The organism is Rummeliibacillus sp. TYF005, from assembly GCF_003844195.1.
Lineage (GTDB): Bacteria > Bacillota > Bacilli > Bacillales_A > Planococcaceae > Rummeliibacillus.
The window spans coordinates 346,360-369,888 of record NZ_ML122541.1; the positions used below are offsets into that span (position 1 = coordinate 346,360).

Sequence of the window (23,529 nt, forward strand, 5' to 3'; positions counted from 1 at the left end):
AATGTTCTAAATTACACGTTAAAAGGAGTTTCCCAGACAATTTGGGCAACTCCTTTTTTACGTCATATTTTTGGCAACCTCATCCTTCTTAGATTAGTAAGATGTAAGGAACCTTTCGGAACAATTAATGAGCTATAAATCAGGAGTTTTTACGCTTAAAGTGCTGATAAAGTTTGATCAATGCCCTTTTCTCAATTCTACTCACATAACTTCTTGAGATATTCATCTCCTGAGCAATTTCTTTTTGTGTTTTGGCCTCCTGTTGCCCAAGTCCATACCGTTGTTGAATAATAGATAATTCTCTTTCATCAAGTAAATCTAGGTGTTCATACAGTTTTTGTTCTTCTTCAAGGCGTTCAATTTGTTGTTCAGTAGAGGGTGCATCACTTTGAAGAAAATCAGCGATTTCAAGAGGGTTTCCATCTTTGTCGGAACCAATTGTTTCAAAAAGGGAAACATCCTTTTGTACCTTTTTTTGGCTTCTTAAATGCATAAGAATTTCATTTTCAATACATCGTGCAGCATATGTGGCTAATCGGGTTTTCTTCTGAGGTGTAAAACTGGCAACGGCTTTCATCAAACCAATTGTTCCTATTGAAATATAATCATCTAATTGTTCATGTTTTGGATGGAATTTTTTAACTACATGCGCGACTAAGCGCATGTTTCTTTCGATTAGTTCCATTTTGGCTGATTCATCACCATTTAAATAGCGTTCAAGACATTCTGCTTCTTCTTCCTTCGTAAAGGGCTGAGGAAATGATTGCCCTTTTAAATAGCCAAGTAATACGGGGAGATCAACCCAAAGCTGTAGGATGGCTGTTAAAAGGGTACTTATGATCGTCATCCTTTCGTAAGTGTTTAATACAACATATGACATGAACCTCTTTTTTACAACAAAAAAATGACCTACATTGGTAGATCATTAAAAAATAATTTTTATACTTTTTTTAAAGAAAATGTACTAATCATCAAAATAGATAAGATTGGGAACAAAAACATATAAAAAACAGTTGAAAATAGAGGTATAAAGAAAAATGATACCGTTAAAATAGCGCCTGCTGCTGTTATAGGTAAACCACAAAAGTAACCGTTCGATTCAGTAATATTAAACCTAGCGAGACGGAATGCTCCACAAGCGATGTATAATACAGCTACAATCATCCCGATTGTACCAAATTGCATCAGAGTCATTTCGTACATTAATATCGCAGGAGCTACTCCAAATGATATAATATCACTCATGGAATCCAGTTGTTTACCTAGTTCAGACTCTTGGTTAAATTTTCTAGCTACTTTACCATCATAACGATCTAAAAACGCAGCGATAAAAATAAATAAAACTGCGAAATTATATGATTCATGTATAGTCGCCATTATTGAGGCTCCACCAAATGAGATATTTCCGATTGTAATTAAATTAGCAATATGTGATTTCATTTTTTTAATTGTGGTATCCACTTTATGAATAAGAAACAATGGACAGCACTCCTTTATTTGTTCAGTATTATAATATTATACTGCTTTTTAAGTGTTACTGTAAAACTATTTCAGAAAGAGGTATTGAATTGTTAAGAGAAAAAATATACCAATCAATAGTCGAGTTAACGAATGGAAGATGGTCATCTTTTTTACTTAAGCGATTTACAACATCAAGAATTAGTAAAAGATTGATTTCATCCTACATAAATATATACGGAATAAAACTAGATGAGGTTTCAGAAAAAAAGGAAGAATTTCAAAATCTTCAAGAATTCTTTATTAGACATTTAAAAGAAGATGCAAGACTTATTGAAGTTGGTAAGCATGTTTATACAAGTCCTGTAGATGCAAAAATTGAATCATTTGGTGATATTCAAAAAAACACTATATTTTATGTCAAAGGAAAATCATATGATTTAAAGGACTTATTAGCTAAAGAAGAAATTGTTGACCAGTATGTAAATGGAAAATATATTGTCTTTTACCTTAGCCCGGCTGATTACCACCGGTTCCATAGCCCAATTGACGGAAAGGTAGTTAACCAATTCACACTTGGGAGAAAATCGTACCCTGTTAACAGTCTAGGATTAACATATGGAAATCAACCAATTTCAAAAAACTATCGTCAAATTACAGAACTGGTCACGAATAACGGATCGCGTTGTGCTTTTATTAAAGTTGGAGCGATGTTTGTCAATTCGATTCATATTACTAATACAAAAGAAGAATGGAATAAAGGGGAAGAAGTTGGTTTTTTTGGGTTTGGTTCAACGGTTGTAATGTTATTTAATGAAAACAGCATTCAATTTTTAGAGAATGTTGTACAAGGAACGCACATACAGGTGGGTCAAGCGTTCGCACATATGTTATAATTTTAGAAGTTAGTTGCAGTGCGAAAAAACTGAAGTACTTATAAGAATAGGAGAAAGAAATTTGTATAAATTGATCATGCCAAAGGAATTTGTCTTTTCAGTATTTGACATTACGCCTGAAAAGCTAAAGAAAACGGGCATAAGAGGGATTATTACAGACCTTGATAATACACTAATTGAATGGAATCGAGCAGATGCAACAGAGGAACTAATAGAGTGGTTCAAGAAAATGCATGATGCTGGAATTCAAATCGTCATATTATCAAACAATAAAGAACCTCGTGTCAAAAAATTTGCTGATCCATTGGGAATTCCTTATATATATAAAGCACGAAAACCACTTTCTAGTGGGTTTAAACGAGCACTTGAGCTATTAAAAATGAGACCAGAAGAAGTCTTAATGTTGGGCGACCAAATGCTTACAGATATGATGGGTGCAAACCGTAAAAAATTACATACCATCTTAGTAAAACCAGTAGCTCAATCGGATGGACTTGTAACTCGTTTTAATCGTTTTATCGAAAGACGTGTTTACAAATATTTAAGCAAAAAAGGTATTAAAACTTGGGAGGAAAAATAATGAACGAAATGCCACATTGTATCGGTTGTGGTACACAAATCCAAACAGAAGACAAAAATGCACCAGGATACGCACCTGCATCTACTTTAGAAAAAGAAGATGTGATTTGCCAACGCTGCTTCCGTTTGAAAAACTACAATGAGCTTCAACCAGTATCTTTAACAGATGATGATTTCTTACGTATTTTAAATGGCTTAGGAAAACATAAAGGGTTGATCGTGAAAATTGTAGATATATTCGATTTCAATGGAAGTTGGTTACCAGGCCTACATCGATTCGTAGGAAACAATCCTGTACTACTAATTGCAAATAAGGCAGATTTGCTTCCTAAATCCGTGAAAAAGAATAAGGTGATTAATTGGATTAAGAGAGAAGCTAAAGCACTTGGTTTAAAACCAATCGATGTTTTATTAGTTAGTGCACATAAAGGAAAAGGTATGCAAGAAGCCATGGATGCTATCGATGAATATCGAAATGGGCAAGATGTCTATGTTGTTGGATGTACGAATGTAGGGAAATCTACTTTCATTAACCGAATTATTAAACAAGCTACCGGTGCTGGCGATATTATTACTACTTCATACTTCCCAGGTACAACACTCGACATGATTGAAATCCCACTGGATGACGGTCATGCGATTTATGATACACCAGGAATTATCAATCACCATCAAATGGCACATTATATTGATCCAACAGAGTTGAAATATATAATGCCTAAAAAAGAGATTAAGCCGAAAATATTCCAGCTGAATGAAGAACAATCATTATTTGTTGGTGCTTTGGCACGTTTTGACTTTATAAAAGGAAAACGATCAGCGTTCACGGTGTATATTGCAAATGATTTAAATATTCATCGTACAAAATTAGAGAATGCAGATGAACTATATAAAAATCATAAAGGCGAATTACTTGCTCCGCCATCTGAAAAGTATATTGATCAACTACCAGAATTAGTACGTCATGAATTTTCGATTAAAGAAGCAAAAACTGATATTGTTTTCTCAGGCCTAGGCTGGATAACAATTCAAGATCCAAACGTAGTAGTTGCAGCATATGCCCCAGAAGGTGTAGAAGTTCAAGTTCGTCCTTCTTTAATCTAGGGGGAATTAATTTTGAGAAAATGGTATTCAGTAATTGGCGACCCGATTGAACATTCAATGTCGCCACTTATGCACAACGCTTGGATGGCAGAAGAAGGTAGAGATGCTAGTTATATTCCATTACATGTGAAGCCAGAGAATTTAGAACAAGCTGTTGCATCTTTAAAACTACTGGGGTGCAGTGGGTGGAATATTACAATTCCTCATAAAGAGAAAATTATTCCGTTTTTAGATGATCTCGATGAAATGGCACGAAAAATGGGAGCAGTGAATACTGTAGTTAGACAATCAGATGGTACGTATAAAGGCTATAATACCGATGGTTTAGGTTTTGTCCGTTCTTTAGAAGATGAGATAGGAGATAATCATCGTAATCAGCAGGTATTAATCATTGGAGCAGGTGGAGCAGCGCGTGGTATTGCATTTGCTTTGGTTGCTACAGGATATACGCATATTACGATTGCTAATCGTACTGTTTCCAAAGCGGAAGCTATTTGTGATGAGTTAGATGTTGATGCGAATGCTCTATCATTGGAAACGGCATCTGAACAACTGAACAAGTTTGAAATTCTTATTCAAACAACATCAGCTGGATTAAATCATAGTGAATTTGCATTACCTATTTCAATGGACCGATTATCAAGCACTGCAATTGTTGCAGATATTGTGTATAATCCTTTAATGACACCATTTTTAATTGAAGCAAAGAAAAAAGGAGCGACTGTCGTAACTGGACTCGGTATGTTCATCCATCAGGGTGCGCTTGCTTATAGTTATTGGACAGATTCGTATCCTGAAGCAAAAGTCGTACGTAGTCTTTTGCTTGAGCAATTAGGAGGAAAATAATCACATGTTAACAGGTAAACAAAAACGTTTTTTACGTGCGGAAGCACATCATTTACAACCCATTTTTCAAGTTGGGAAAGGTGGAGTAAATGAAGCAATGCTTGTTCAGATTAAACAAGCATTAGAAGTACGCGAATTATTAAAAGTCCGTATTTTAGATAATTGTGAAGTCGACAAACATGAAGTAGCTGAGCAATTAGCTGAAGGAACAAATGCAGAACTTGTTCAACTAATTGGTTTAACAGTTGTTTTATATAAACAAGCATCAAAACGCGAACATCGTAAAATCGAATTACCAAAAGTAAAATAAGGATTTGATGAGATGAAAAAAGTTGGTCTTCTAGGTGGCACTTTTAATCCTCCTCACATGGCACATTTATTGATGGCCAATGAGGCTTATGATGTTCTTGGATTGGATGAAGTCCGTTTTATGCCAAATGCTGTACCACCCCATAAAGTAAAACCGGAAGATGCCACTACAGAAGACAGGTTGCATATGACGGAACTTGCTATTCAATCGATTCCATACTTTAACATAGAACTGTATGAAATTGAACGTGGAGGAGTATCTTATTCTTATGATACTTTGAAAGGTTTGACAGAACGTGAGCCTGATACAGAATTCTATTTTATCATTGGTGGCGATATGATAGATATGCTGGATGAATGGTACCATATAAAAGAACTGACAAAGTTAGTTCATTTTGTTGGTGTTCATCGACCAGGTACTTCTGGTGTTACAAATTTGCCGGTACAGCTAATAGAAGCACCACTTATGGATTTATCTTCAACGATGATTCGCAATCGATTACAAGAAGGACGAACTGTGACATTTTTAGTGCCGACAGCCGTTGAACAGTATATACGAGAGGAAGGTCTATATGGAACGCGATGAACTATTAGTAGCTATGAAAGACCGTATGCCGGAAAAACGTTATATCCATACAATAGGTGTGACGGATACAGCCATAAAACTTGCAAAACGTTTTGGAGAAGATCCTAAAAAAGCTGAGTTAGCAGCTATTTTACATGATTCATGTAAATATGCTGACCGTGATTGGATGAGACAAACCATTATTGATCAAAAGATGGATCCGACATTACTTCAATATCATCATGAATTGTGGCATGGTCCAGTAGGTGCGTATGTTGCAAAAACAGAATTTAATGTTACAGATGATGATGTATTAAATGCGATTCGTTTCCATACTACGGGACGAGTGGCACAAAGCAATTTAGAAAAGATTGTCTATATAGCAGATATGATTGAACCAAATCGTAAATTTCCAGGTGTAGATGAATTAAGAAAAGCATCTGAAGATTTGGCATTACACGATTTGATGATAAAATGCTTAGCGCATTCAATATCATTTTTAATTAGCAAACATCAACCTGTATTCCCTGATTCATTTGAATGCTATAACGATTTGTTATTGCAAAAGAAAGGATAAGTGAAAGAATGACAAAAAGTACATTATTAGATATTGCCTTTAAAGCAGCAGATGACAAACGCGCAGAAGATATTGTCATACTAAATATGCAAGGGATTTCTTTACTAGCAGATTATTTTTTAATTTGCCACGGTAATTCTGATCGTCAAACGCAAGCTATTGCACGTGAAATTGCAGATGCAGCACACAAAGCTGGATACCAAGTAAAACGCATGGAAGGCTTTGATTCAGCTAGATGGATACTTGTAGACCTAGGTGATGTAGTATGTCACGTTTTCCATAAGGATGAACGACAATACTACAATTTAGAACGTCTATGGGGAGATGCACCCGAAAAATTTGTAGCAGTTGAGCCAGAATGAGTAGCTACGGTCGATTTGCAGAAGTTTATGATGCATTAATGACAGATGTTCCGTACGACGACTATGTCCGTTGGGTTGAAAAATATGCACCTTCAGCACAACATAAAAAGTTATTAGATATAGGATGTGGTACAGGGACACTGACTGCAAAATTTGCTTCAAATGGTTATGAAGTAAGTGGATTGGATTTATCTGAAGAGATGCTGATGATAGCATCTCAGCGACTCATAGCGCAAAGTTATAATGTTCCTTTATATTGTATGTCAATGGATGAGCTCGAAGGTTTTGAAGAATTGGATATTGTAACAATTGCAATAGATTCTTTAAATTATGTACAAGAGCGCGAGGCTGTTCAAGAAACTTTTTCGCGTATTTATCAATCCCTAAAACAGGGAGGACAATTATTCTTTGATGTACATTCATTGTTTAAAATGGACGAGATCTTCATGGATTCTCCATTTACATATGACGATGGTGAAATTACGTATTTATGGGTAACAGAACCAGGAGAAGCACCGCATTCCGTTCATCATGATATGGTTTTCTATGTGCAACAGCAAAACGGTTTATACGAACGGTTTGAAGAATACCATTATCAACGAACTTTCCCGATAGAAATATATATCGAAATGTTACGTCATGCGGGCTTTCATGAAATTTTTGTTACAGCAGACTTTACTGATACGTCACCTACTGAAGAATCAGAAAGAATTTTCTTCCGTGCTATAAAATAGACTTTTCAAATATTGTAAAATCATTTATATTGGAATTAGTTCCATATCAATTGCCTTCTGAGAAGAAAGGATGTGTGAGCTAATTCCTTCTTTTTTGAAGAAAAATGCTAAAAAGTACGGCACCCCCATTGCTGTATTATTAGTATGTTTAGTCATATTTTATATCTCCAAACAATCGTCCACACCCCCACAGGACGAGCTATTCTCAACTATTCAGGATGATCAACAAGCAAGTACAGAAAAAACAGAACCAAAGGAGAAAAAGAATCAACAAGACGCCCAAAAACAAGGTATTGTAGCCACTACTTCAATCATGGTAGATGTTAAGGGAGCGGTCAAAAATCCTGGTGTTTATCAGTTAGATGCAGATAGTCGTGTCATTGACGCCATTTTACTTGCTGGCGGTTATGCGAAGAATGCACAGTCGCGTCAGATTAACCATGCGCAAAAATTACAAGATGAAATGGTCATTTATGTACCTCAAAAAGGTGAAGATACAGAAGAGGTTCTGGCTATTGCATCACAGCAAACGTCTACATCTGCACCGTCAACACAAGGAAGCACAGCACATGGAGAAAATTCGAATTTAGTGAATATTAATACAGCCGATGAAGCAGGATTAACAACATTAAATGGAGTTGGACCTGCTAAAGCTCAAGCTATTATTGCTTATCGCACAGAAAATGGCCCTTTCAAGACTATCGAAGAATTAAAAAATGTAACTGGAATTGGTGATAAGACTTTCGAATCGTTGAAAGATTATCTGACTGTAAACTGAAGCAAAATATTGACTGTTGAAAAAGCTAGTTTCTAAAACTAAACTAATAGTAGTACAACTAATCAGGAGGCATTCATATGGAGCGTATTACATGGAACCAATTTTTCATGGCACAAAGCCATTTATTAGCATTAAGAAGTACTTGCACAAGATTATCAGTCGGAGCTACGATTGTTCGAGATAAAAGAATTATTGCAGGTGGGTATAATGGTTCAATTTCTGGTGATGACCATTGTATTGATAAAGGTTGTTATGTAATAGACAATCATTGCGTTCGAACAGTACATGCGGAAGTAAATGCTTTGTTACAATGTGCGAAATACGGTACACCAACTGATGGTGCAGATTTATATGTCACACATTTTCCTTGTTTACCATGTACAAAATCTATTATTCAAGCAGGTATTAAAAGCTTATATTATGCAACAGATTATAAAAATAACCCATATGCATTAGAACTTTTGGAACAAGCAGGAGTAGAAGTCGTACATGTCCCATTTGACGAACGGAAAATTGACTTTTTAAGTAATGAAAAAATCGCACTATATGTTGATCTATTGTCGAAACTTCGTAATCATGGTGCAACAGCTGAAGAATTGGAGCCATATGAACAGAAGGTGGAAGAATTATTTGGTCTATCAACATTAGACATAAACTAATTTTTGTAGCACTTGTAATATTACTAGCCTCACTTGCGGCACATATAAACATTTGGTTATTAGGGTTGTTAATCCCTTTTAGTCTTTTTCTAAGGTGGAAAAAAGAAAACACTTGGATAATTGTAATCCTTGTTGGCATCTCTTTTTCTGCCTTTATTTATATCTCACAAACACTACAACATAGAGAAATGGATATTCCAAAAGAAACAACTTTAACTTGGACAGACACTTATACAATTAACGGAGCAAAACTTCGAGGATTTGCTTATTTAGAAAATGGAGCAAAAGTGTACGCGGTTCAAACCTTTCAATCTGAGCATGAAAAGCAGAACTACGAGCAAATTTCCTTAAGTGGTCACACTTTCCTGGTAAAAGGTAATTTAGTCCCTCCAACATTGCCCTCACATCAATTTGCTTTTTCAATGGAAAATTACATTTTAAGTCATGCTGCACAAGGAATATATGAAATCGAACAATCGACATATAAAGAAAAGAAAAACTCTCTTTCATCTTTACTAGCTGAGCAGAGATTTCGTGTAAAGAAGCACATTGAAGCTACATTTCCAAACAGTTTAATAGCAGAAGCGCAAGCACTTATTATTGGAGAACAAGAGAATGTAGACCAAGAGTTAAATAGAGCCTATCAAAAACTAGGAATCACACATCTATTTGCTATTTCAGGACTTCATGTAGCCCTTGTCTCTCTGTTAGTATTTGAACTGTTATTAAGGCTTCATATAAGAAGAGAACATGCAACAATTATAATTATCATTGCCTTACCTTTATACGCATGTATAGCAGGTGGTGCTCCCTCTGTTTGGCGCTCTGTTACGGTAGTAGAAATGATAATGATTAGCAAAATCCTTTCTAAGAAGTTATCGATTGATGATGCGTTATCTTTAAGTTTTATTGCTCTTGTATTGTATCAACCGAGTATAATATTTCAAATAGGTTTTCAATTATCCTATTTGGCAACGGTAGCACTCGTATTTTCTAACGTGATTTTACAATCAACTCAAAGTGCGCTTTTTCAATCTTTTTATATAACGAGCGTATGCCAATTACTTGTCTATCCACTTCTAATTTATCACTTTTTCGAATTAAGCCTATCATCATTTATAGCTAATATTGTATTTGTGCCGTTATTTTCATTAATAATATTGCCGGTAAACCTTGTTTTATTTGTTTTAACGCTACTATTTAAACCAGGTGCACAAGTGCTATTTTTAATCTATGAGCCACTTCGAGGATTTGTCGCAAAGGTAATTATGTGGTGCCAGTCAATCCCATATCAAATGTGGGTTACCGGAAGACCAAGTGTGCTTTTGTGTAGTCTAGCGTTTTTAGGTGTTTTATGTGCTTTCGTTTATATAGAGAAAAGAAAATTTAAAATGGCTTTGATATGTATTTTAATACCTGCACTTGTTATTCATCTTGCTCCTAGAATGCATAAAGATATCCGTATCACGTTTTTAAGTGTTGGACAAGGAGATAGCATAGTAATTGAGTTACCATATCGTAAAAAGGTTTATGTAGTTGATACGGGTGGATTATTACGTTTTGAGCAGGAAAAGTGGAAGCAATCGAAGACGGAATATGAAGTTGGAAGGCGAATTGTTGTTCCATACTTAAAAGGCCGAGGGATAAAAGCGGTAGATACAATGATTATTACGCATGCGGATGCGGATCATGCAGAGGGTGCAGAAGAAGTGATGGAAGAAATAAAAGTAAAAGAAATTCATGTAAGTCCCAACTCATGGGAGAAGTCAGTGATGGAAGATATTATCGCTCATATAAAAAAAGAAAAAATACCGCTAAAAGAGAAAATAGCAGATGAAAAATGGAGAGTGGGAGATGCTTATTTCGAATATTTATCTCCAACGGACACACAGTACGACGGAAATAATGATTCACTTGTATTATTAGTTAGCTTTGGTAAGCATAAAATATTATTAACAGGTGATCTCGAGGAAGATGGGGAGATGCAACTTGTTAAAAATAATGAGCAGAAAATTACTCATTTAAGTATATTGAAAGTAGGACATCATGGAAGTAAAACATCTAGTGCAGAAGCGTTTTTAAAACATACTAAACCTTCACTATCGATATTTTCAACGGGGTTAAATAATCGGTACAAACATCCAAGCAAAGAAGTAGTTGAGCGATTTCAAAAACTTGGATTACCCACTTTAAACACTGCGGAAGTAGGTTCGATTGAACTGAAAATGACAAAAGAAAACTGTGAGATTACAACAACATCTCAATTAGTAGAAATGAAAAAAGCTTTGTCAAAGTGACAAAGCTTTTTTGTGTAGACGCTTATAGATTTACGTAATCGATAACAGTAGCGATAATGAACATAAGTGCGAAGAATACGAATGATACGCCGAAGCCTACACCTGAATCAATAGCGTCATTTCTTTTACTTTGTACATCTTTTTCAAATGGATTCATTAATATCCCTCCTAATTCTTATTAATTATACGGTAACGCATTCAAAAAAGCTATATTGAATGGCGAAATTACATAGTTCTATCGGCTTTGACACAATTTGGACATACTCACATATTCAACCGTTTTCATAAGAAGAAAGATTCTCTCACCTAAATTGAAGTGCTTTAGAAAAAATAATTAGAGAGTATATAAGCAGTAAAATGTCTATTGCTTAACTATATTTCAAGGAAGTTGAACTACAACTTGCTGAGTTTCCCTTTACTCAAAATGAATGTATACTAGAGTTAGTGTTGTGCTAGGAGGAAGACCATGTTCTCAAAATTATGGAATGATATACAAAAAGGAAAACTAGCACCTGTTTATCTTTTAGCAGGGCTTGAATCCTATTTTATAGACGAAACAATCCATCGTATTAAATCTAAGCTAGAAGAAAGTGGAGAAATTGAGACAATTACAATTGATCTGGATGAAAAGCCAGTAGACTTTGTGATTGATGAATCAGATACGATTCCTTTTTTCTCTAGCAAAAAATTGATTATTGCTAAGAATGCATCATTCTTAAAAGCAACAGACAAAACAAAAGAAAAAATTGATCATGATTTGAAGAGACTTGCAAAATGGCTAGAGTTTCCTTCAGATACATCCATCACTATTTTTATTGCACCGTATGAAAAGCTCGATGAACGTAAAAAAGTAACGAAGCAAATGAAAGAGCATGCGGTATACATGCTAGCAGAGACTCCAAAAGAGAATGATTTATCAGTATGGGTTAAAAACGAAATTTCATCCTTTGCTAAAACAATTGATGAAGAAGCAATTGCAAAATTAATGGAATTAGTTGGAATGGATATGTTACATTTACGCTCTGAAATTGAGAAAATCTGTTTATATCTTGGTGAGGATAAGAATATAACGGTTGCATTAGTGGAAGAATTAGTATCGAAAACATTAGAGCAAGATGCTTTTAAGATGCTCAATGCGTATATGAGAAACGATGTTGCGGAGGCACTTTCAATTTATCATGATTTAATAAGACAGAAGCAAGAGCCTATAATGCTTGTGGCTTTATTGGCATCTCAAATTCGCTTGATGTCTAATGTATATTATCTATTGTCTAAAGGATATCATTCACAACAAATTTCAAAACAATTAAAGGTAAATCCGTATCGTGTGAAAAGAATAGTAGAAGATCGACGGAAAGTATCTGAAGAATCTTTACTCAAAGCTTTGTATGGATTAAGTGAAGTAGATTTACAATTAAAATCTATGAGTGGTAAGCGGGAACGATTTTTGGAATTGTTCTTGATGCGCCCATTATAATACTTGTATACAAAAAAAGACTAGAGAATAATTCTCTAGTCTTTTTGAATCCAAATGGATTAAGCTTTTTTCATTAAACGAGCTTTTTGACGAGAAGCTGCGTTTTTGTGGATTAAGCCTTTAGAAGCTGCTTTATCTAAAGTTTTAACAGCAACTTTTACTAATTCTTTTGCGTTTTCATCTTTTGCGACTAATGCAGCGTCAGCTTTTTTAACAGCAGTACGCATAGCAGATTTTGCTTGTGCGTTTTGTGCGTTTGCTTCAGAAGCAGTTTTCACGCGTTTGATAGCAGATTTAATATTTGGCATTAACATTCACCTCCTAAAAAGGATCGAGATGAGTAAATTCTCAACTGTTTCATGTGTCTATACAACAAGCATCATTATATCAAAATCCTAATAGAAAAATCAAGAGCGAATTGCAAAGAATATTTACTTGACACAATGTACAGAATAGAAACGAGGTGAGAATATGGAAAATTTTCAATGGTCAACAACAGATTTAGTTGATGAAACAGAAGCATACATCAAACATAAGACAGAAGAAGAAAGAGCGAAGTTAAGAAATTCTAACGGAATTGATATTAAAGAAAACTGGGATGAAATCGTAAAGATCACAGAAGTAACTGTATCTAAACAAGGTGAAGAACATATAGGGAAAAAAGAAGGTACCTATATAACATTATCAGTACCATCGTTAGAAGCTTATGACCTTGAAGGACTTAAAATTTTCGAAGAAACTATTATCAAATCTTTAAAAAAGATTCATTCAAAAGCAAGCTTAAAAAAAGTTCTAATCATTGGTCTAGGGAATCGAACAATTACACCGGATGCAATTGGACCTTTAACAATTGACCATCTGCATAATCAAGCGGAAGTAATCCAAGATAATTGTATTATTTATGCACCTGGAGTTACCGCGCAAACAGGGTATGAAACAAGTGAATTCGTTAAAGCACTTGCTGATAATATTAAACCTTCTTTAATCGTTATTATTGATGCCCTTGCTACTAATTCTAGTGATCGACTTTGCAAAACCGTTCAGATTACCAATACAGGTATTCAACCTGGTGCTGGAGTTGGGAATTCTAGAAAAGAAATTTCCGAAGAGACAATGGGATGTCCAGTAACTGCTATTGGATTACCGACAGTAGTTGATGGTCCTGTTCTAATTACAGATGCAGTCGAATCGTTATTTAAATATATTTCTGCAAAAATAGACGAAGATAAAAGACCTTCATCAGCTTTATCCGTTTCTTCCTATTCTGTAGATGAAAATACTAAAATTTTGACGGAAGCATTATTGCCGATTTTTGGTGAATGGGTAAAATGGGAAAGACAAGAAAGGTTACAACTGTTTCAGGAAGCATTAACCGGACAACAACGATTATTTGTTACGCCAAAAAATATTGATGATTGGGTTTCAGCTTATGTATCAATGCTTGCAAGCGTTTGTACAAGATGGTTAAGCGTCGCATAAAGTTCTAATCCATATCTTTTCTCCATAAAGTAACTGGAGGAGGGATATTGGATGCGGAGACAACAACATCGATGGAAATTTATTTTATTATTCTTAGCAATCTTTTTTTCACTACCGATTCTTGCAGCAAAGTTACCATTTTTGGCTGAAAAGCAACATGTTATTGAATCGTCAAAACAGGACACTAAAATTGCTTATGCAGCCAACAAGACAATTCCAACAAAAGTATCTGAAACAAAAAAAGGAAAAAGTTTTAACACATTAATTTATTTCACCCACTCTCATGAAGCATACTATCCAATGTTGAAAGAACGGCAACAAACCATTACAGTCTATCATGATGCGACAAACGTCCAATCCTTAGGAAACTTATTTGTCAAACACTTTAAACAAAATAATATTAATACGGATTTATTGAATGTAGATGCGATGAAAGTTATGAAAAAACAAGATATGACATTCTATCAGGCATACGATGCAGTCCGTCCCTATGTGAAAAATCAAATTGGAAAAAAAGATTATGATTTAATCATGGATATTCATAGAGATTCTGCTGGTAAAAAAGTAACCACAACAACTTATAAAGGTTCTTCATATGCTCGAATGGCTCTTGTTATTGGAGGAAAGAATCAGCAATACCAGGCAAATGAAGCCTATGCTGAACAATTATCGAAAAAGCTAAATAGCCTTGTTCCGGGAATATCAAGAGGTGTATTGAGAAAAACGGGTGATGGGGTTAATGGAATTTATAATCAAGATCTATCCAAACAGATTATTTTAATCGAACTTGGTGGAGTTAATAACAATGAAGAAGAGTTAAATCGTTCAATTGCTATTTTGGGAAGAGCGATCCAAGAAGCATTTGTTGAACCAGCATCATCCTAACATTGCAATATAAGGCGAATCACTGCTATAATTCTAGTAGTTTAAATAGGAGTGGAACGCATGAATCGAGAAGAACTGATTAAACGACAAGAACATATACGAAATTTCTCTATTATCGCGCATATTGACCACGGAAAATCTACATTAGCAGACCGTATATTAGAGAAAACACATGCACTTACTGCACGTGAAATGAAAGAACAACTTCTAGATTCTATGGATCTTGAAAGAGAACGTGGAATTACCATTAAATTAAATGCAGTACAATTAAAATACACTGCTAAAGATGGAGAGACGTATATTTTTCATCTAATCGACACACCAGGACATGTCGATTTCACATATGAAGTGTCACGAAGCTTAGCTGCCTGTGAAGGTGCAATTTTAGTTGTAGATGCAGCACAAGGGATTGAGGCACAGACTTTAGCAAACGTATATCTTGCTTTAGATAATGACCTAGAAATACTACCTGTCATCAACAAAATTGACCTTCCTTCAGCTGACCCTGAACGTGTTCGAACAGAAGTTGAAGATGTCATAGGATTAGATGCCTCTGAAGCTGTTTTAGCATCTGCAAAAGCTGGCATTGGTATAGAGGAAATACTGGAACAGATTGTAGAAAAAGTTCCTGCGCCAACTGGTGATCCTGAAGCACCTTTACAAGCATTGATATTTGACTCGGTTTACGATGCATATCGAGGTGTTATTACATCCATTCGAATTGTTGAAGGAACAGTGAAGCCAGGAGATAAAATTCGTATGATGGCAACTGGTGCTGAATTCGAAGTAATCGAAGTTGGTGTTCATACACCTAAAATTACACCAACTGAATTTTTAACAGTCGGAGATGTTGGATATTTAACGGCTTCTATCAAAAATGTTGGTGATACACGAGTAGGGGATACGATTACTTTTGCAGAAAATCCAGCCTCTGAAGCCTTACCAGGTTATCGAAAACTAAATCCAATGGTATATTGCGGTTTATATCCAATCGACACAGCAAGATACAATGATTTACGTGATGCACTTGAAAAATTAGAGCTAAATGACTCTGCGTTACAGTACGAACCAGAGACATCTCAAGCACTAGGTTTTGGTTTCCGTTGTGGATTCCTAGGTCTACTTCACATGGAAATTATTCAAGAACGTATTGAACGTGAATTTAATATTGATTTGATTACTACTGCGCCTAGTGTTATTTACCATGTACACATGACCGATGGGGAAGAAGTAAAAGTGGACAACCCATCTATGATGCCAGAACCACAAAAAATAGATCGTGTAGAAGAGCCATATGTAAAAGCAAACATCATGGTGCCAAATGATTATGTTGGTGCTGTTATGGAAATTTGCCAACGAAAACGTGGTAATTTCTTAACAATGGATTACATCGATACAACACGTGTCAATATTTTTTATGAAATTCCGTTATCTGAAATTGTCTACGATTTCTTCGATCAACTGAAATCTAGCACAAAAGGATATGCTTCTTTTGACTATGAATTGATTGGCTATAAACCATCTAATCTAGTGAAAATGGATATCTTATTAAATGCAGAGCAAGTCGATGCATTAAGCTTTATCGTACACAAAGATTTTGCCTATGAACGTGGTAAAGTCATTGTTGAAAAGCTAAAAGAGCTTATCCCACGCCAACAATTTGAAGTACCCGTACAAGCTGCTATCGGACAAAAAATTGTCGCACGTTCTACGATTAAAGCAATGCGTAAAAATGTATTGGCGAAATGTTACGGTGGGGATATCTCACGTAAACGTAAACTTCTTGAAAAACAAAAAGAAGGTAAAAAACGTATGAAACAAGTTGGTTCCGTTGAAGTTCCGCAAGAAGCCTTTATGGCAGTATTAAAAATGGACGACGACCAACCGAAAAAGTAATACATCAGTGAGAGGGGCTAACTAAAACCGTCTATAGAGAACTATGGCGCTTACGTTGGAATCCTCATTGATTGAATTTATTCGTGAAATATGAAAGTATCTTCATTAAGAAGATACTTTTTTATTTTGGGAGGAAAATGATGATGAAAATAATATTGAGCTTCCAACCACGTGTATTTCCAGCTCTATGTAGTGGGCTGAAACAATTTGAGTATAGAAAACAATTCCCCAATGGAAAGATAGAAGCTTATATTTATCTTTCTAGCCCAGTGAAGTCTATCGTTGGAAAGATAACTTTTTCTGAAAAAGAAGAAATCAATAGATTACTATTAGATGATAAGGTTAAAAGTGATTGAAAAACAGTTGATAGATTAAAACTTCATCAAGAGGAAGGAGCTAAATATGCTATTCCAATTGAAAAAATTGAAATTCTAAATACCTTTGTTTCATTAGATGACGCGCGAAAAATAGAACCGAATTTTTTTGCTCCTCAAACTTATTGTTATCTTCGTAAAGTACCTACCTTGGATAACTATTTAGAACAATTAGAAACTAAAGAGTTAGTCAGTTTGAAGGATCATTCAAGAGAAAATTACTTAGGACTATTTAGTAACGAAATCTATGGAAGACCTGATTTCATCGACAAAAGTGTAGAAATATTAGGGATTAAGGTGAATAGATAACTAACAAATTAATATAGTTCTTTCATAGCTACTTCATTTGTTAATCAACGGTTTTTATCATTTTTTTATAGTTTTTCAAAAAGAATTGTCAAAACCCTAGACGCAAATAGGTTTTATGGGTAAAATAGTATTAGGTCAAATGAAATGATATTAATTCTCAAAATAAGTAATATAAAATATAGTAGTATTTTGAAAAATTACTTAGTGATTATTTATGGGTATTTTTCATTTACTACATTAGTTTTACACTATTAATACATTGTTAAATGTAAATAAAGGAATGATAAAATGGTATTAAATGAAGAAGTAGATTACCTAGAGCGTTTAATGAAAACGATTGAAAATAATCTAGATGCATTTGAAGGACATATCGATCATATGCAAAAAAAATTAGATGAAATAAAAAAGCAAGATAACATATATGATGTACAACATTTGCAACTTAAAACTGCTATTTAGCCAAATTACTGAAGCGAAAACAAATGCTTCTTTTTTTATTTGAAAAAGATATATGCTTCCTTTCTAATAAATAGCGGTCAAATAATCGCTCCTATTTTGCCTCTTACTGTATGAAAAAATTTCCTAAAATAGTCACTTTTTTTCGGTTAATTTGAATGGAATTATGAAATAATATAGCTGGAGGCGATTGCTATGAAAAATATTGAAAAGATCAAAGACACTCATAAATGTTTTAATTGTGGTCGTGTATTTGAATGGAAAGGTGTATATTTTAACCCACCCATCACTTCTGAAACGGTAAGTGCTTCAAGAGAAATGGCTGGTAACGTCGCAAAAATTACTTTTACTGACAAGGACGCAATTGAAGTAGAAGTTGCATGTGATGAATGCTATAATTTGAATCGATTTGAATATTTAAAGTAATACATAAGTAAGCCGTATGTGAATTCAGCATACGGCTTTTATGATAACGTTTTTAGGGTGCAATGATGTTGTTTCCTAAAAAATACGGGAAATTTTGATAATAGCGTATAATCCTTTACACTATACATAATGTCAATTGATAAAAAGTTTATGGAAAGATAATTTGAAAGAGGGTTTTAGATTGGCTAGAGGTATTTATATTCATATTCCATTTTGCCATCAGATTTGCAACTATTGCGATTTCAACAAGGTGTTTTTTAAAAATCAGCCAGTCGATGAATATATAGAATCGTTAGGCGAAGAACTACGACTATGGACGTCAGAAAATGATTTTCAAAGCATTGAAACGGTATTTTTAGGTGGAGGTACACCAACATCATTATCGCCTAAACAATTGAAAAGATTATTGACGTTAATTCATATGTATATACCTATGGAACATGTCACAGAATTTACATCAGAAGCAAATCCGGACGAACTAACTAAAGAAAAGCTAGAAGTGCTCTTTAATGGTGGTGTCAATCGGTTAAGTCTAGGTGTACAAGCATTTCAAGAAGACTTATTAAGAAAACTAGGAAGAACACATTCAAATAAACATGTTTTTCAAACAATAGAAGAAGCTAAGAAAATAGGTTTTAAAAATATTAGTATCGACCTGATGTATGGATTACCTGGTCAAACAATGGAGCAGTGGAAAGAAACTTTAGATATAGCATTTTCACTTTGTTTGCCACATTACTCAGCGTATTCGTTAATTGTGGAACCAAAAACTATCTTTTATAATCTCATGGCGAAAAGAAAATTACGATTACCAGGTGAAGACTTAGAAGCAGAAATGTATGATGTGTTAATGCAACAAATGGAACAGCATGGGCTTCATCAATATGAAATTAGTAATTTTAGTAAGGATGGATATTCTTCTCTTCATAATCGCATTTATTGGGATAATGATGAATACGTTGGGATTGGTGCCGGAGCACATGGGTATAGTAAAGGAATCCGTTATTCAAATCATGGTCCACTAAAAAAATATATGGAAGCTATTTCAAACGGGGATAAGCCGATTCATGAAACACATACTGAAACAAAGCAAGAACGTATTGAAGAAGAGTTGTTTTTAGGTTTACGGAAAACAGAAGGTGTAAGCAAAAACCACTTTTATACAAAATTCAATTGCACAATAGAAAGTGTTTATGAAAAACAGATACAGGATCTATTGGAAAAAGAACTTATTGCAATCGAAGGGGATCATTTAAAACTCACCCGGAGAGGGCGCTTTGTTGGAAATGAAGTATTTGAAGAATTTTTGCTATAAACCTATGCATTTCCGTTGACATCATAATATAGAGGTGATAAATTAATAATTGTATTAGCACTCCTCTATCGTGAGTGCTAACAACGAGAGGTGATGATCATGCTAACAAATCGACAGTTGCAAATTTTGCAAGTAATCATAGATGACTTCATAGCGACAGCACAGCCAGTAGGGTCTCGCCAAATTGCGAAGAAGGATGGGATGACCTTTAGCGCAGCTACCATTCGAAATGAGATGGCTGATTTAGAGGATCTAGGTTATTTGGAAAAAACGCATACTTCTTCCGGACGAGTACCTTCAGAGAAAGGCTATAGATTTTATGTAGATCATTTGTTAAAGCCTCAAGTTATTACTACTCAAGATATCAAAACCATCCAATCTTTATTTCAAGATCGGATGATGGAAACGGAACAGGTGATTCGTAAATCTGCAGCTATTTTATCGGATTTGACGACATATACTTCCATTATTTTGGGTCCAGATGTTCAGCTTCATAAAGTGAAACAATTTTCGATTGTTCCTTTAACAGCTGACTCAGCCGTGGCTATTATTGTTACTGACAATGGTCATGTTGAAAACCGCTTGATTTCAATACCGAAGAATTTCTCACCTTCGGATATTGAAAAAGTCGTGAACATTTTAAATGATCGACTTGTCGGTGTTCCGCTTGAGCAGCTTCATAAAAAGCTTGAGCAAGAGGCAGCGGCAGTGATTAAACAACATATAGGCACTTATGATGGCCTGCTATCGTCAATCTTTGATATTAACAACTATCAAGGAGAAGGTAAAATATACTATGGTGGAAAGACGAACATGCTTAACCAGCCAGAATTCCATGACTTAAATAAAGTCCGAATGTTAATGGAACTAATGGAGAAGACAAGTCAAATTCAAACGATTTTCCCATTAGATGAACAAGGTATTCATATTCGAATAGGCTCTGAGAATAATCACTTAGCTATGGAAGGTTGTAGTGTTATTACTGCGTCTTATTTAATTGGTACAGAGCAAAAAGGATCTATTGCTATCATCGGTCCTACACGGATGGATTACAAAAGAGTAGTTTCAATATTGGATTTTATGTCAAATGAGATTACGAAAAGAATCCGGTAACGATCGACATTAGAGGAGGATGACAATTGTCTCAGACAAGAGAAGAAAAAGAACAATTAGTTGAAAATGAAGAAAAGTCAACTGTAGAAAGTTCTGATGAAACTTCATTAGATGAAACAGTAGAAAACGAAGAAACAACTACTGAAGAAACAACGGAAGAAAATGTATCCCAAGAACAACCAGATGAACTAGCGCTGTTAAAAGAAAAGCTAGCACAAGAAGAAGAGCGTTATATACGTCTACGCGCCGATTTCGACAATTTAAAACGTCGTAACCAAATTGACCGTGTAGCACAAGAAAAGTATCGTGCTCAAAATTTATTAACTGATTTATTACCAGTGCTAGATAATTTTGAACGTGCGTTACAAGTAGAGGCAACAACGGAAGATGCCAAATCGATGAAACAAGGAATCGAAATGGTTTACCGTTCATTAATAGAAGCTACAAAAAAAGAAGGCTTAGAACCAGTTGCAACAGAAAATGCACAATTTGATCCGAATATTCATCATGCAGTAATGCAAGAAAAAGATGACTCAAAAGAATCAGGAATTGTGTTACAAGAATTGCAAAAAGGTTATATGCTAAAAGATCGTGTACTCCGACCAGCAATGGTTAAAGTTAATGAATAAATCACATCATAATTTGATGAATAGAAATCTAGGAGGAAATTCAAATGAGTAAAATTATTGGTATTGACTTAGGTACAACTAACTCTTGCGTATCTGTATTAGAAGGTGGCGAACCTGTAGTAATCGCAAACAAAGAAGGCGCTCGTACAACTCCATCAGTTGTAGCATTCAAAAATGGTGAACGCCAAGTTGGTGAAGTAGCTAAACGTCAATCAATTACAAACCCAAATACTATTATCTCTATTAAACGTCACATGGGTACTGACTATAAAGTTAAAGTTGAAGATAAAGAATACACTCCTCAAGAAGTTTCAGCAATGATTCTTACACACTTAAAAGAATACGCTGAAGATTATCTAGGTGAAAAAGTATCAAAAGCAGTTATCACTGTTCCTGCTTACTTCAATGATGCTCAACGTCAAGCTACTAAAGATGCTGGTAAAATTGCTGGACTTGAAGTTGAACGTATTATTAACGAACCAACAGCTGCAGCACTAGCATATGGTTTAGAAAAAATGGATCAAGATCAAAAAGTTTTAGTATTTGACCTTGGTGGCGGTACTTTCGACGTATCAATCCTTGAACTTGGTGATGGTGTATTCGAAGTATTAGCTACTGCTGGTGATAACCGTCTTGGTGGCGATGACTTTGACCAAAAAATCATTGACTATTTAGTAGCAGAATTCAAAAAAGAAAACGGTATTGATTTATCACAAGATAAAATGGCTCTACAACGTTTAAAAGATGCAGCTGAAAAAGCGAAAAAAGAATTATCTGGTGTAACAACTACACAAATTTCACTTCCATTCATCACTGCTGGTGAAGCTGGTCCATTACACTTAGAAGTATCTCTATCACGTGCTAAATTTAACGAAATTACTTCAGATTTAGTAGAACGTACAATGGTTCCAACTCGTCAAGCATTATCAGATGCTAACCTTTCTGCTTCAGATATTGACCAAGTAATTCTTGTTGGTGGTTCAACTCGTATTCCTGCAGTTCAAGAAGCAGTTAAAAAAGCAACAGGTAAAGAACCTCATAAAGGTGTAAACCCTGATGAAGTAGTAGCAATGGGTGCTGCTGTTCAAGGTGGTGTACTAACTGGTGATGTTAAAGATGTAGTACTTCTTGACGTAACTCCATTATCACTTGGTATTGAAACAATGGGTGGTGTGTTCACAAAATTAATCGATCGTAACACAACAATCCCAACATCTAAATCTCAAGTATTCTCAACAGCTGCTGATAACCAACCTGCAGTAGACATTCACGTATTACAAGGTGAACGTTCAATGGCTGCTGATAACAAAACTTTAGGTCGCTTCCAATTAACTGATATTCCACCAGCTCCACGTGGTGTACCTCAAATCGAAGTAACATTCGATATTGATAAAAATGGTATCGTTAATGTAAAAGCAAAAGATCTAGGTACACAAAAAGAACAAAATATTACTATCCAATCTGATTCAGGTCTATCAGAAGAAGACATCGAACGTATGGTTAAAGAAGCAGAAGCAAATGCTGAAGCTGATAAAAAACGTAAAGAAGAAGTAGATCTTAAAAACGAAGCAGATCAATTAGTCTTCCAAGTAGACAAAACAATCACTGACCTAGGAGATCAAATTACTGAAGATGAAAAGAAATCAGTAACTGATGCAAAAGAAGAATTACAAAAAGCTCTTGAAGCTGGTGAAATCGAAACAATTAAATCAGCTAAAGAAAAATTAGAAGGCGTTCTTCAACCATTAGTGATGAAAGTTTACCAAAAAGCTGCAGAAGCTCAACAAGCTCAAGCAGGTGCTGAAGGCCAAGCAACAGATAAAAAAGACGATGGTGTAGTTGACGCAGACTTCACAGAAGTAAACGACAAATAAGAGTGCTGAAAGCCTGACTATTCATCGTAATAAAGAAATATTGAAAAGCCAAAGACCGCTCTCGGGCTTTGGCTTTTTAAATTAAAGTTCTTCTAGAAAAATCGAATATGAGAAAATAAAAGATACTCGCAA

The 23,529-nt window shown here is 34.9% G+C and carries 28 protein-coding genes; 24 read left to right on the forward strand and 4 right to left on the reverse strand.

Annotated elements, in window-relative coordinates; genetic code table 11:
* Positions 1-139 precede the first annotated feature (139 nt).
* Together sigK and pssA are read right to left on the reverse strand one after the other, a co-directional pair.
* Positions 140-838: an RNA polymerase sporulation sigma factor SigK gene (sigK, locus tag CW357_RS01745; protein ID WP_119414858.1), complete on the reverse strand. Its 699-nt coding sequence runs from the start codon at positions 836-838 to the stop codon at positions 140-142.
* 101 nt (positions 839-939) lie between these two features.
* Entirely contained in the window at positions 940-1,479 is a 540-nt protein-coding gene (gene pssA / locus CW357_RS01750; protein ID WP_119414788.1) for a CDP-diacylglycerol--serine O-phosphatidyltransferase, read from the reverse strand.
* A gap of 89 nt (positions 1,480-1,568) precedes the next feature.
* Between pssA and CW357_RS01755 the strand changes: the two genes are divergently transcribed.
* The 12 genes from CW357_RS01755 to CW357_RS01810 all read left to right on the forward strand — a co-directional run bounded on the left by CW357_RS01755 (position 1,569) and on the right by CW357_RS01810 (position 11,164).
* Entirely contained in the window at positions 1,569-2,354 is a 786-nt protein-coding gene (locus CW357_RS01755; protein ID WP_233548017.1) for a phosphatidylserine decarboxylase, read from the forward strand.
* Positions 2,355-2,430: 76 nt separating this feature from the next.
* Entirely contained in the window at positions 2,431-2,934 is a 504-nt protein-coding gene (locus CW357_RS01760; RefSeq protein WP_199670661.1) for a YqeG family HAD IIIA-type phosphatase, read from the forward strand.
* On the forward strand, positions 2,934-4,037 hold the full coding sequence (gene yqeH, locus CW357_RS01765) for a ribosome biogenesis GTPase YqeH (protein WP_119414791.1): 1,104 nt from the start codon (positions 2,934-2,936) through the stop codon (positions 4,035-4,037). The genes CW357_RS01760 and yqeH overlap by 1 nt, the downstream gene beginning before the upstream one ends.
* Positions 4,038-4,049: 12 nt before the next feature.
* The gene (aroE, locus tag CW357_RS01770; RefSeq protein ID WP_119414792.1) at positions 4,050-4,883 is read left to right on the forward strand and encodes a shikimate dehydrogenase; all 834 of its coding nucleotides are present in this window, start codon (positions 4,050-4,052) and stop codon (positions 4,881-4,883) included.
* 4 nt (positions 4,884-4,887) lie between these two features.
* Positions 4,888-5,193: a ribosome assembly RNA-binding protein YhbY gene (gene yhbY / locus CW357_RS01775; RefSeq protein WP_119414793.1), complete on the forward strand. Its 306-nt coding sequence runs from the start codon at positions 4,888-4,890 to the stop codon at positions 5,191-5,193.
* Positions 5,194-5,205: 12 nt separating this feature from the next.
* A complete protein-coding gene (locus tag CW357_RS01780) occupies positions 5,206-5,778 on the forward strand; it encodes a nicotinate-nucleotide adenylyltransferase (protein WP_119414794.1) in 573 nt (190 codons plus the stop codon).
* A complete protein-coding gene (gene yqeK / locus CW357_RS01785; protein WP_119414795.1) occupies positions 5,765-6,334 on the forward strand; it encodes a bis(5'-nucleosyl)-tetraphosphatase (symmetrical) YqeK in 570 nt (189 codons plus the stop codon). Before CW357_RS01780 ends, yqeK begins: the two co-directional genes overlap by 14 nt.
* A gap of 8 nt (positions 6,335-6,342) precedes the next feature.
* On the forward strand, positions 6,343-6,696 hold the full coding sequence (gene rsfS / locus CW357_RS01790; RefSeq protein WP_119414796.1) for a ribosome silencing factor: 354 nt from the start codon (positions 6,343-6,345) through the stop codon (positions 6,694-6,696).
* Entirely contained in the window at positions 6,693-7,430 is a 738-nt protein-coding gene (locus CW357_RS01795) for a class I SAM-dependent DNA methyltransferase (RefSeq protein WP_119414797.1), read from the forward strand. The genes rsfS and CW357_RS01795 overlap by 4 nt, the downstream gene beginning before the upstream one ends.
* Positions 7,431-7,500: 70 nt before the next feature.
* Complete coding sequence (locus CW357_RS01800) at positions 7,501-8,208, forward strand: helix-hairpin-helix domain-containing protein (protein WP_119414798.1); 708 nt, start codon at positions 7,501-7,503, stop codon at positions 8,206-8,208.
* 77 nt (positions 8,209-8,285) lie between these two features.
* Positions 8,286-8,867: a ComE operon protein 2 gene (locus tag CW357_RS01805; RefSeq protein ID WP_124217189.1), complete on the forward strand. Its 582-nt coding sequence runs from the start codon at positions 8,286-8,288 to the stop codon at positions 8,865-8,867.
* Positions 8,868-9,055: 188 nt separating this feature from the next.
* Entirely contained in the window at positions 9,056-11,164 is a 2,109-nt protein-coding gene (locus CW357_RS01810) for a DNA internalization-related competence protein ComEC/Rec2 (RefSeq protein WP_124217190.1), read from the forward strand.
* 22 nt (positions 11,165-11,186) lie between these two features.
* Here the strand turns inward: CW357_RS01810 and CW357_RS01815 are convergent, their stop codons facing one another.
* On the reverse strand, positions 11,187-11,321 hold the full coding sequence (locus CW357_RS01815) for a YqzM family protein (RefSeq protein WP_119414800.1): 135 nt from the start codon (positions 11,319-11,321) through the stop codon (positions 11,187-11,189).
* Between the two features lie 309 nt (positions 11,322-11,630).
* Here CW357_RS01815 and holA point away from each other — a divergent pair, with 309 nt between their 5' ends.
* Positions 11,631-12,641: a DNA polymerase III subunit delta gene (gene holA, locus CW357_RS01820; protein WP_119414801.1), complete on the forward strand. Its 1,011-nt coding sequence runs from the start codon at positions 11,631-11,633 to the stop codon at positions 12,639-12,641.
* 59 nt (positions 12,642-12,700) lie between these two features.
* Here holA and rpsT read toward each other — a convergent pair whose 3' ends face one another.
* Entirely contained in the window at positions 12,701-12,949 is a 249-nt protein-coding gene (gene rpsT, locus CW357_RS01825; RefSeq protein ID WP_119414802.1) for a 30S ribosomal protein S20, read from the reverse strand.
* A 163-nt stretch (positions 12,950-13,112) separates the two neighbouring features.
* On the opposite strand from rpsT, the gene gpr reads away from it, so the two are divergent.
* The 11 genes from gpr to dnaK all read left to right on the forward strand — a co-directional run bounded on the left by gpr (position 13,113) and on the right by dnaK (position 23,397).
* Positions 13,113-14,120 (forward strand): GPR endopeptidase, encoded by a 1,008-nt coding sequence (gene gpr / locus CW357_RS01830; RefSeq protein WP_119414803.1) that lies wholly within the window; start codon positions 13,113-13,115, stop codon positions 14,118-14,120.
* A 51-nt stretch (positions 14,121-14,171) separates the two neighbouring features.
* The gene (spoIIP, locus tag CW357_RS01835) at positions 14,172-15,005 is read left to right on the forward strand and encodes a stage II sporulation protein P (protein WP_119414804.1); all 834 of its coding nucleotides are present in this window, start codon (positions 14,172-14,174) and stop codon (positions 15,003-15,005) included.
* Between the two features lie 60 nt (positions 15,006-15,065).
* Positions 15,066-16,901, forward strand: a complete 1,836-nt coding sequence (lepA, locus tag CW357_RS01840; protein WP_119414805.1) for a translation elongation factor 4 — start codon at positions 15,066-15,068, stop codon at positions 16,899-16,901.
* Positions 16,902-17,041: 140 nt separating this feature from the next.
* A complete protein-coding gene (locus CW357_RS01845; protein WP_124217191.1) occupies positions 17,042-17,257 on the forward strand; it encodes a hypothetical protein in 216 nt (71 codons plus the stop codon).
* 168 nt (positions 17,258-17,425) lie between these two features.
* Positions 17,426-17,584 carry a hypothetical protein gene (locus tag CW357_RS18145; RefSeq protein ID WP_164489525.1) on the forward strand — a complete coding sequence of 53 codons (159 nt, stop codon included), beginning with the start codon at positions 17,426-17,428 and terminating at the stop codon, positions 17,582-17,584.
* 288 nt (positions 17,585-17,872) lie between these two features.
* On the forward strand, positions 17,873-18,043 hold the full coding sequence (locus CW357_RS18150) for a hypothetical protein (protein WP_158582313.1): 171 nt from the start codon (positions 17,873-17,875) through the stop codon (positions 18,041-18,043).
* Positions 18,044-18,235: 192 nt separating this feature from the next.
* Complete coding sequence (locus CW357_RS01850) at positions 18,236-18,466, forward strand: hypothetical protein (RefSeq protein WP_119414808.1); 231 nt, start codon at positions 18,236-18,238, stop codon at positions 18,464-18,466.
* 181 nt (positions 18,467-18,647) lie between these two features.
* Entirely contained in the window at positions 18,648-19,781 is a 1,134-nt protein-coding gene (hemW, locus tag CW357_RS01855) for a radical SAM family heme chaperone HemW (RefSeq protein ID WP_124217192.1), read from the forward strand.
* Positions 19,782-19,880: 99 nt separating this feature from the next.
* Entirely contained in the window at positions 19,881-20,894 is a 1,014-nt protein-coding gene (gene hrcA, locus CW357_RS01860; protein ID WP_124217193.1) for a heat-inducible transcriptional repressor HrcA, read from the forward strand.
* Positions 20,895-20,920: 26 nt separating this feature from the next.
* A complete protein-coding gene (gene grpE / locus CW357_RS01865; protein ID WP_124217194.1) occupies positions 20,921-21,523 on the forward strand; it encodes a nucleotide exchange factor GrpE in 603 nt (200 codons plus the stop codon).
* A gap of 44 nt (positions 21,524-21,567) precedes the next feature.
* The gene (gene dnaK / locus CW357_RS01870; protein ID WP_119414812.1) at positions 21,568-23,397 is read left to right on the forward strand and encodes a molecular chaperone DnaK; all 1,830 of its coding nucleotides are present in this window, start codon (positions 21,568-21,570) and stop codon (positions 23,395-23,397) included.
* Positions 23,398-23,529 lie beyond the last annotated feature (132 nt).

What these genes read in the sequence shown, in the direction of transcription:
- CW357_RS01845 (WP_124217191.1), top strand. Translation starts at nt 17,042, where the DNA reads ATGATGAAAATAATATTGAGCTTCCAACCACGTGTATTTCCAGCTCTA.
- holA (WP_119414801.1), top strand. Translation starts at nt 11,631, where the DNA reads ATGTTCTCAAAATTATGGAATGATATACAAAAAGGAAAACTAGCACCT.
- CW357_RS01805 (WP_124217189.1), top strand. Translation starts at nt 8,286, where the DNA reads ATGGAGCGTATTACATGGAACCAATTTTTCATGGCACAAAGCCATTTA.
- hrcA (WP_124217193.1), top strand. Translation starts at nt 19,881, where the DNA reads ATGCTAACAAATCGACAGTTGCAAATTTTGCAAGTAATCATAGATGAC.
- CW357_RS01850 (WP_119414808.1), top strand. Translation starts at nt 18,236, where the DNA reads ATGAAAAATATTGAAAAGATCAAAGACACTCATAAATGTTTTAATTGT.
- gpr (WP_119414803.1), top strand. Translation starts at nt 13,113, where the DNA reads ATGGAAAATTTTCAATGGTCAACAACAGATTTAGTTGATGAAACAGAA.
- yhbY (WP_119414793.1), top strand. Translation starts at nt 4,888, where the DNA reads ATGTTAACAGGTAAACAAAAACGTTTTTTACGTGCGGAAGCACATCAT.
- CW357_RS18150 (WP_158582313.1), top strand. Translation starts at nt 17,873, where the DNA reads ATGGTATTAAATGAAGAAGTAGATTACCTAGAGCGTTTAATGAAAACG.
- lepA (WP_119414805.1), top strand. Translation starts at nt 15,066, where the DNA reads ATGAATCGAGAAGAACTGATTAAACGACAAGAACATATACGAAATTTC.
- CW357_RS01800 (WP_119414798.1), top strand. Translation starts at nt 7,501, where the DNA reads ATGTGTGAGCTAATTCCTTCTTTTTTGAAGAAAAATGCTAAAAAGTAC.
- CW357_RS01760 (WP_199670661.1), top strand. Translation starts at nt 2,431, where the DNA reads ATGCCAAAGGAATTTGTCTTTTCAGTATTTGACATTACGCCTGAAAAG.
- rsfS (WP_119414796.1), top strand. Translation starts at nt 6,343, where the DNA reads ATGACAAAAAGTACATTATTAGATATTGCCTTTAAAGCAGCAGATGAC.
- rpsT (WP_119414802.1), bottom strand. Translation starts at nt 12,949, where the DNA reads ATGCCAAATATTAAATCTGCTATCAAACGCGTGAAAACTGCTTCTGAA.
- CW357_RS01815 (WP_119414800.1), bottom strand. Translation starts at nt 11,321, where the DNA reads ATGAATCCATTTGAAAAAGATGTACAAAGTAAAAGAAATGACGCTATT.
- CW357_RS01810 (WP_124217190.1), top strand. Translation starts at nt 9,056, where the DNA reads ATGGATATTCCAAAAGAAACAACTTTAACTTGGACAGACACTTATACA.
- yqeK (WP_119414795.1), top strand. Translation starts at nt 5,765, where the DNA reads ATGGAACGCGATGAACTATTAGTAGCTATGAAAGACCGTATGCCGGAA.
- CW357_RS01780 (WP_119414794.1), top strand. Translation starts at nt 5,206, where the DNA reads ATGAAAAAAGTTGGTCTTCTAGGTGGCACTTTTAATCCTCCTCACATG.
- yqeH (WP_119414791.1), top strand. Translation starts at nt 2,934, where the DNA reads ATGAACGAAATGCCACATTGTATCGGTTGTGGTACACAAATCCAAACA.
- spoIIP (WP_119414804.1), top strand. Translation starts at nt 14,172, where the DNA reads ATGCGGAGACAACAACATCGATGGAAATTTATTTTATTATTCTTAGCA.
- dnaK (WP_119414812.1), top strand. Translation starts at nt 21,568, where the DNA reads ATGAGTAAAATTATTGGTATTGACTTAGGTACAACTAACTCTTGCGTA.
- CW357_RS01795 (WP_119414797.1), top strand. Translation starts at nt 6,693, where the DNA reads ATGAGTAGCTACGGTCGATTTGCAGAAGTTTATGATGCATTAATGACA.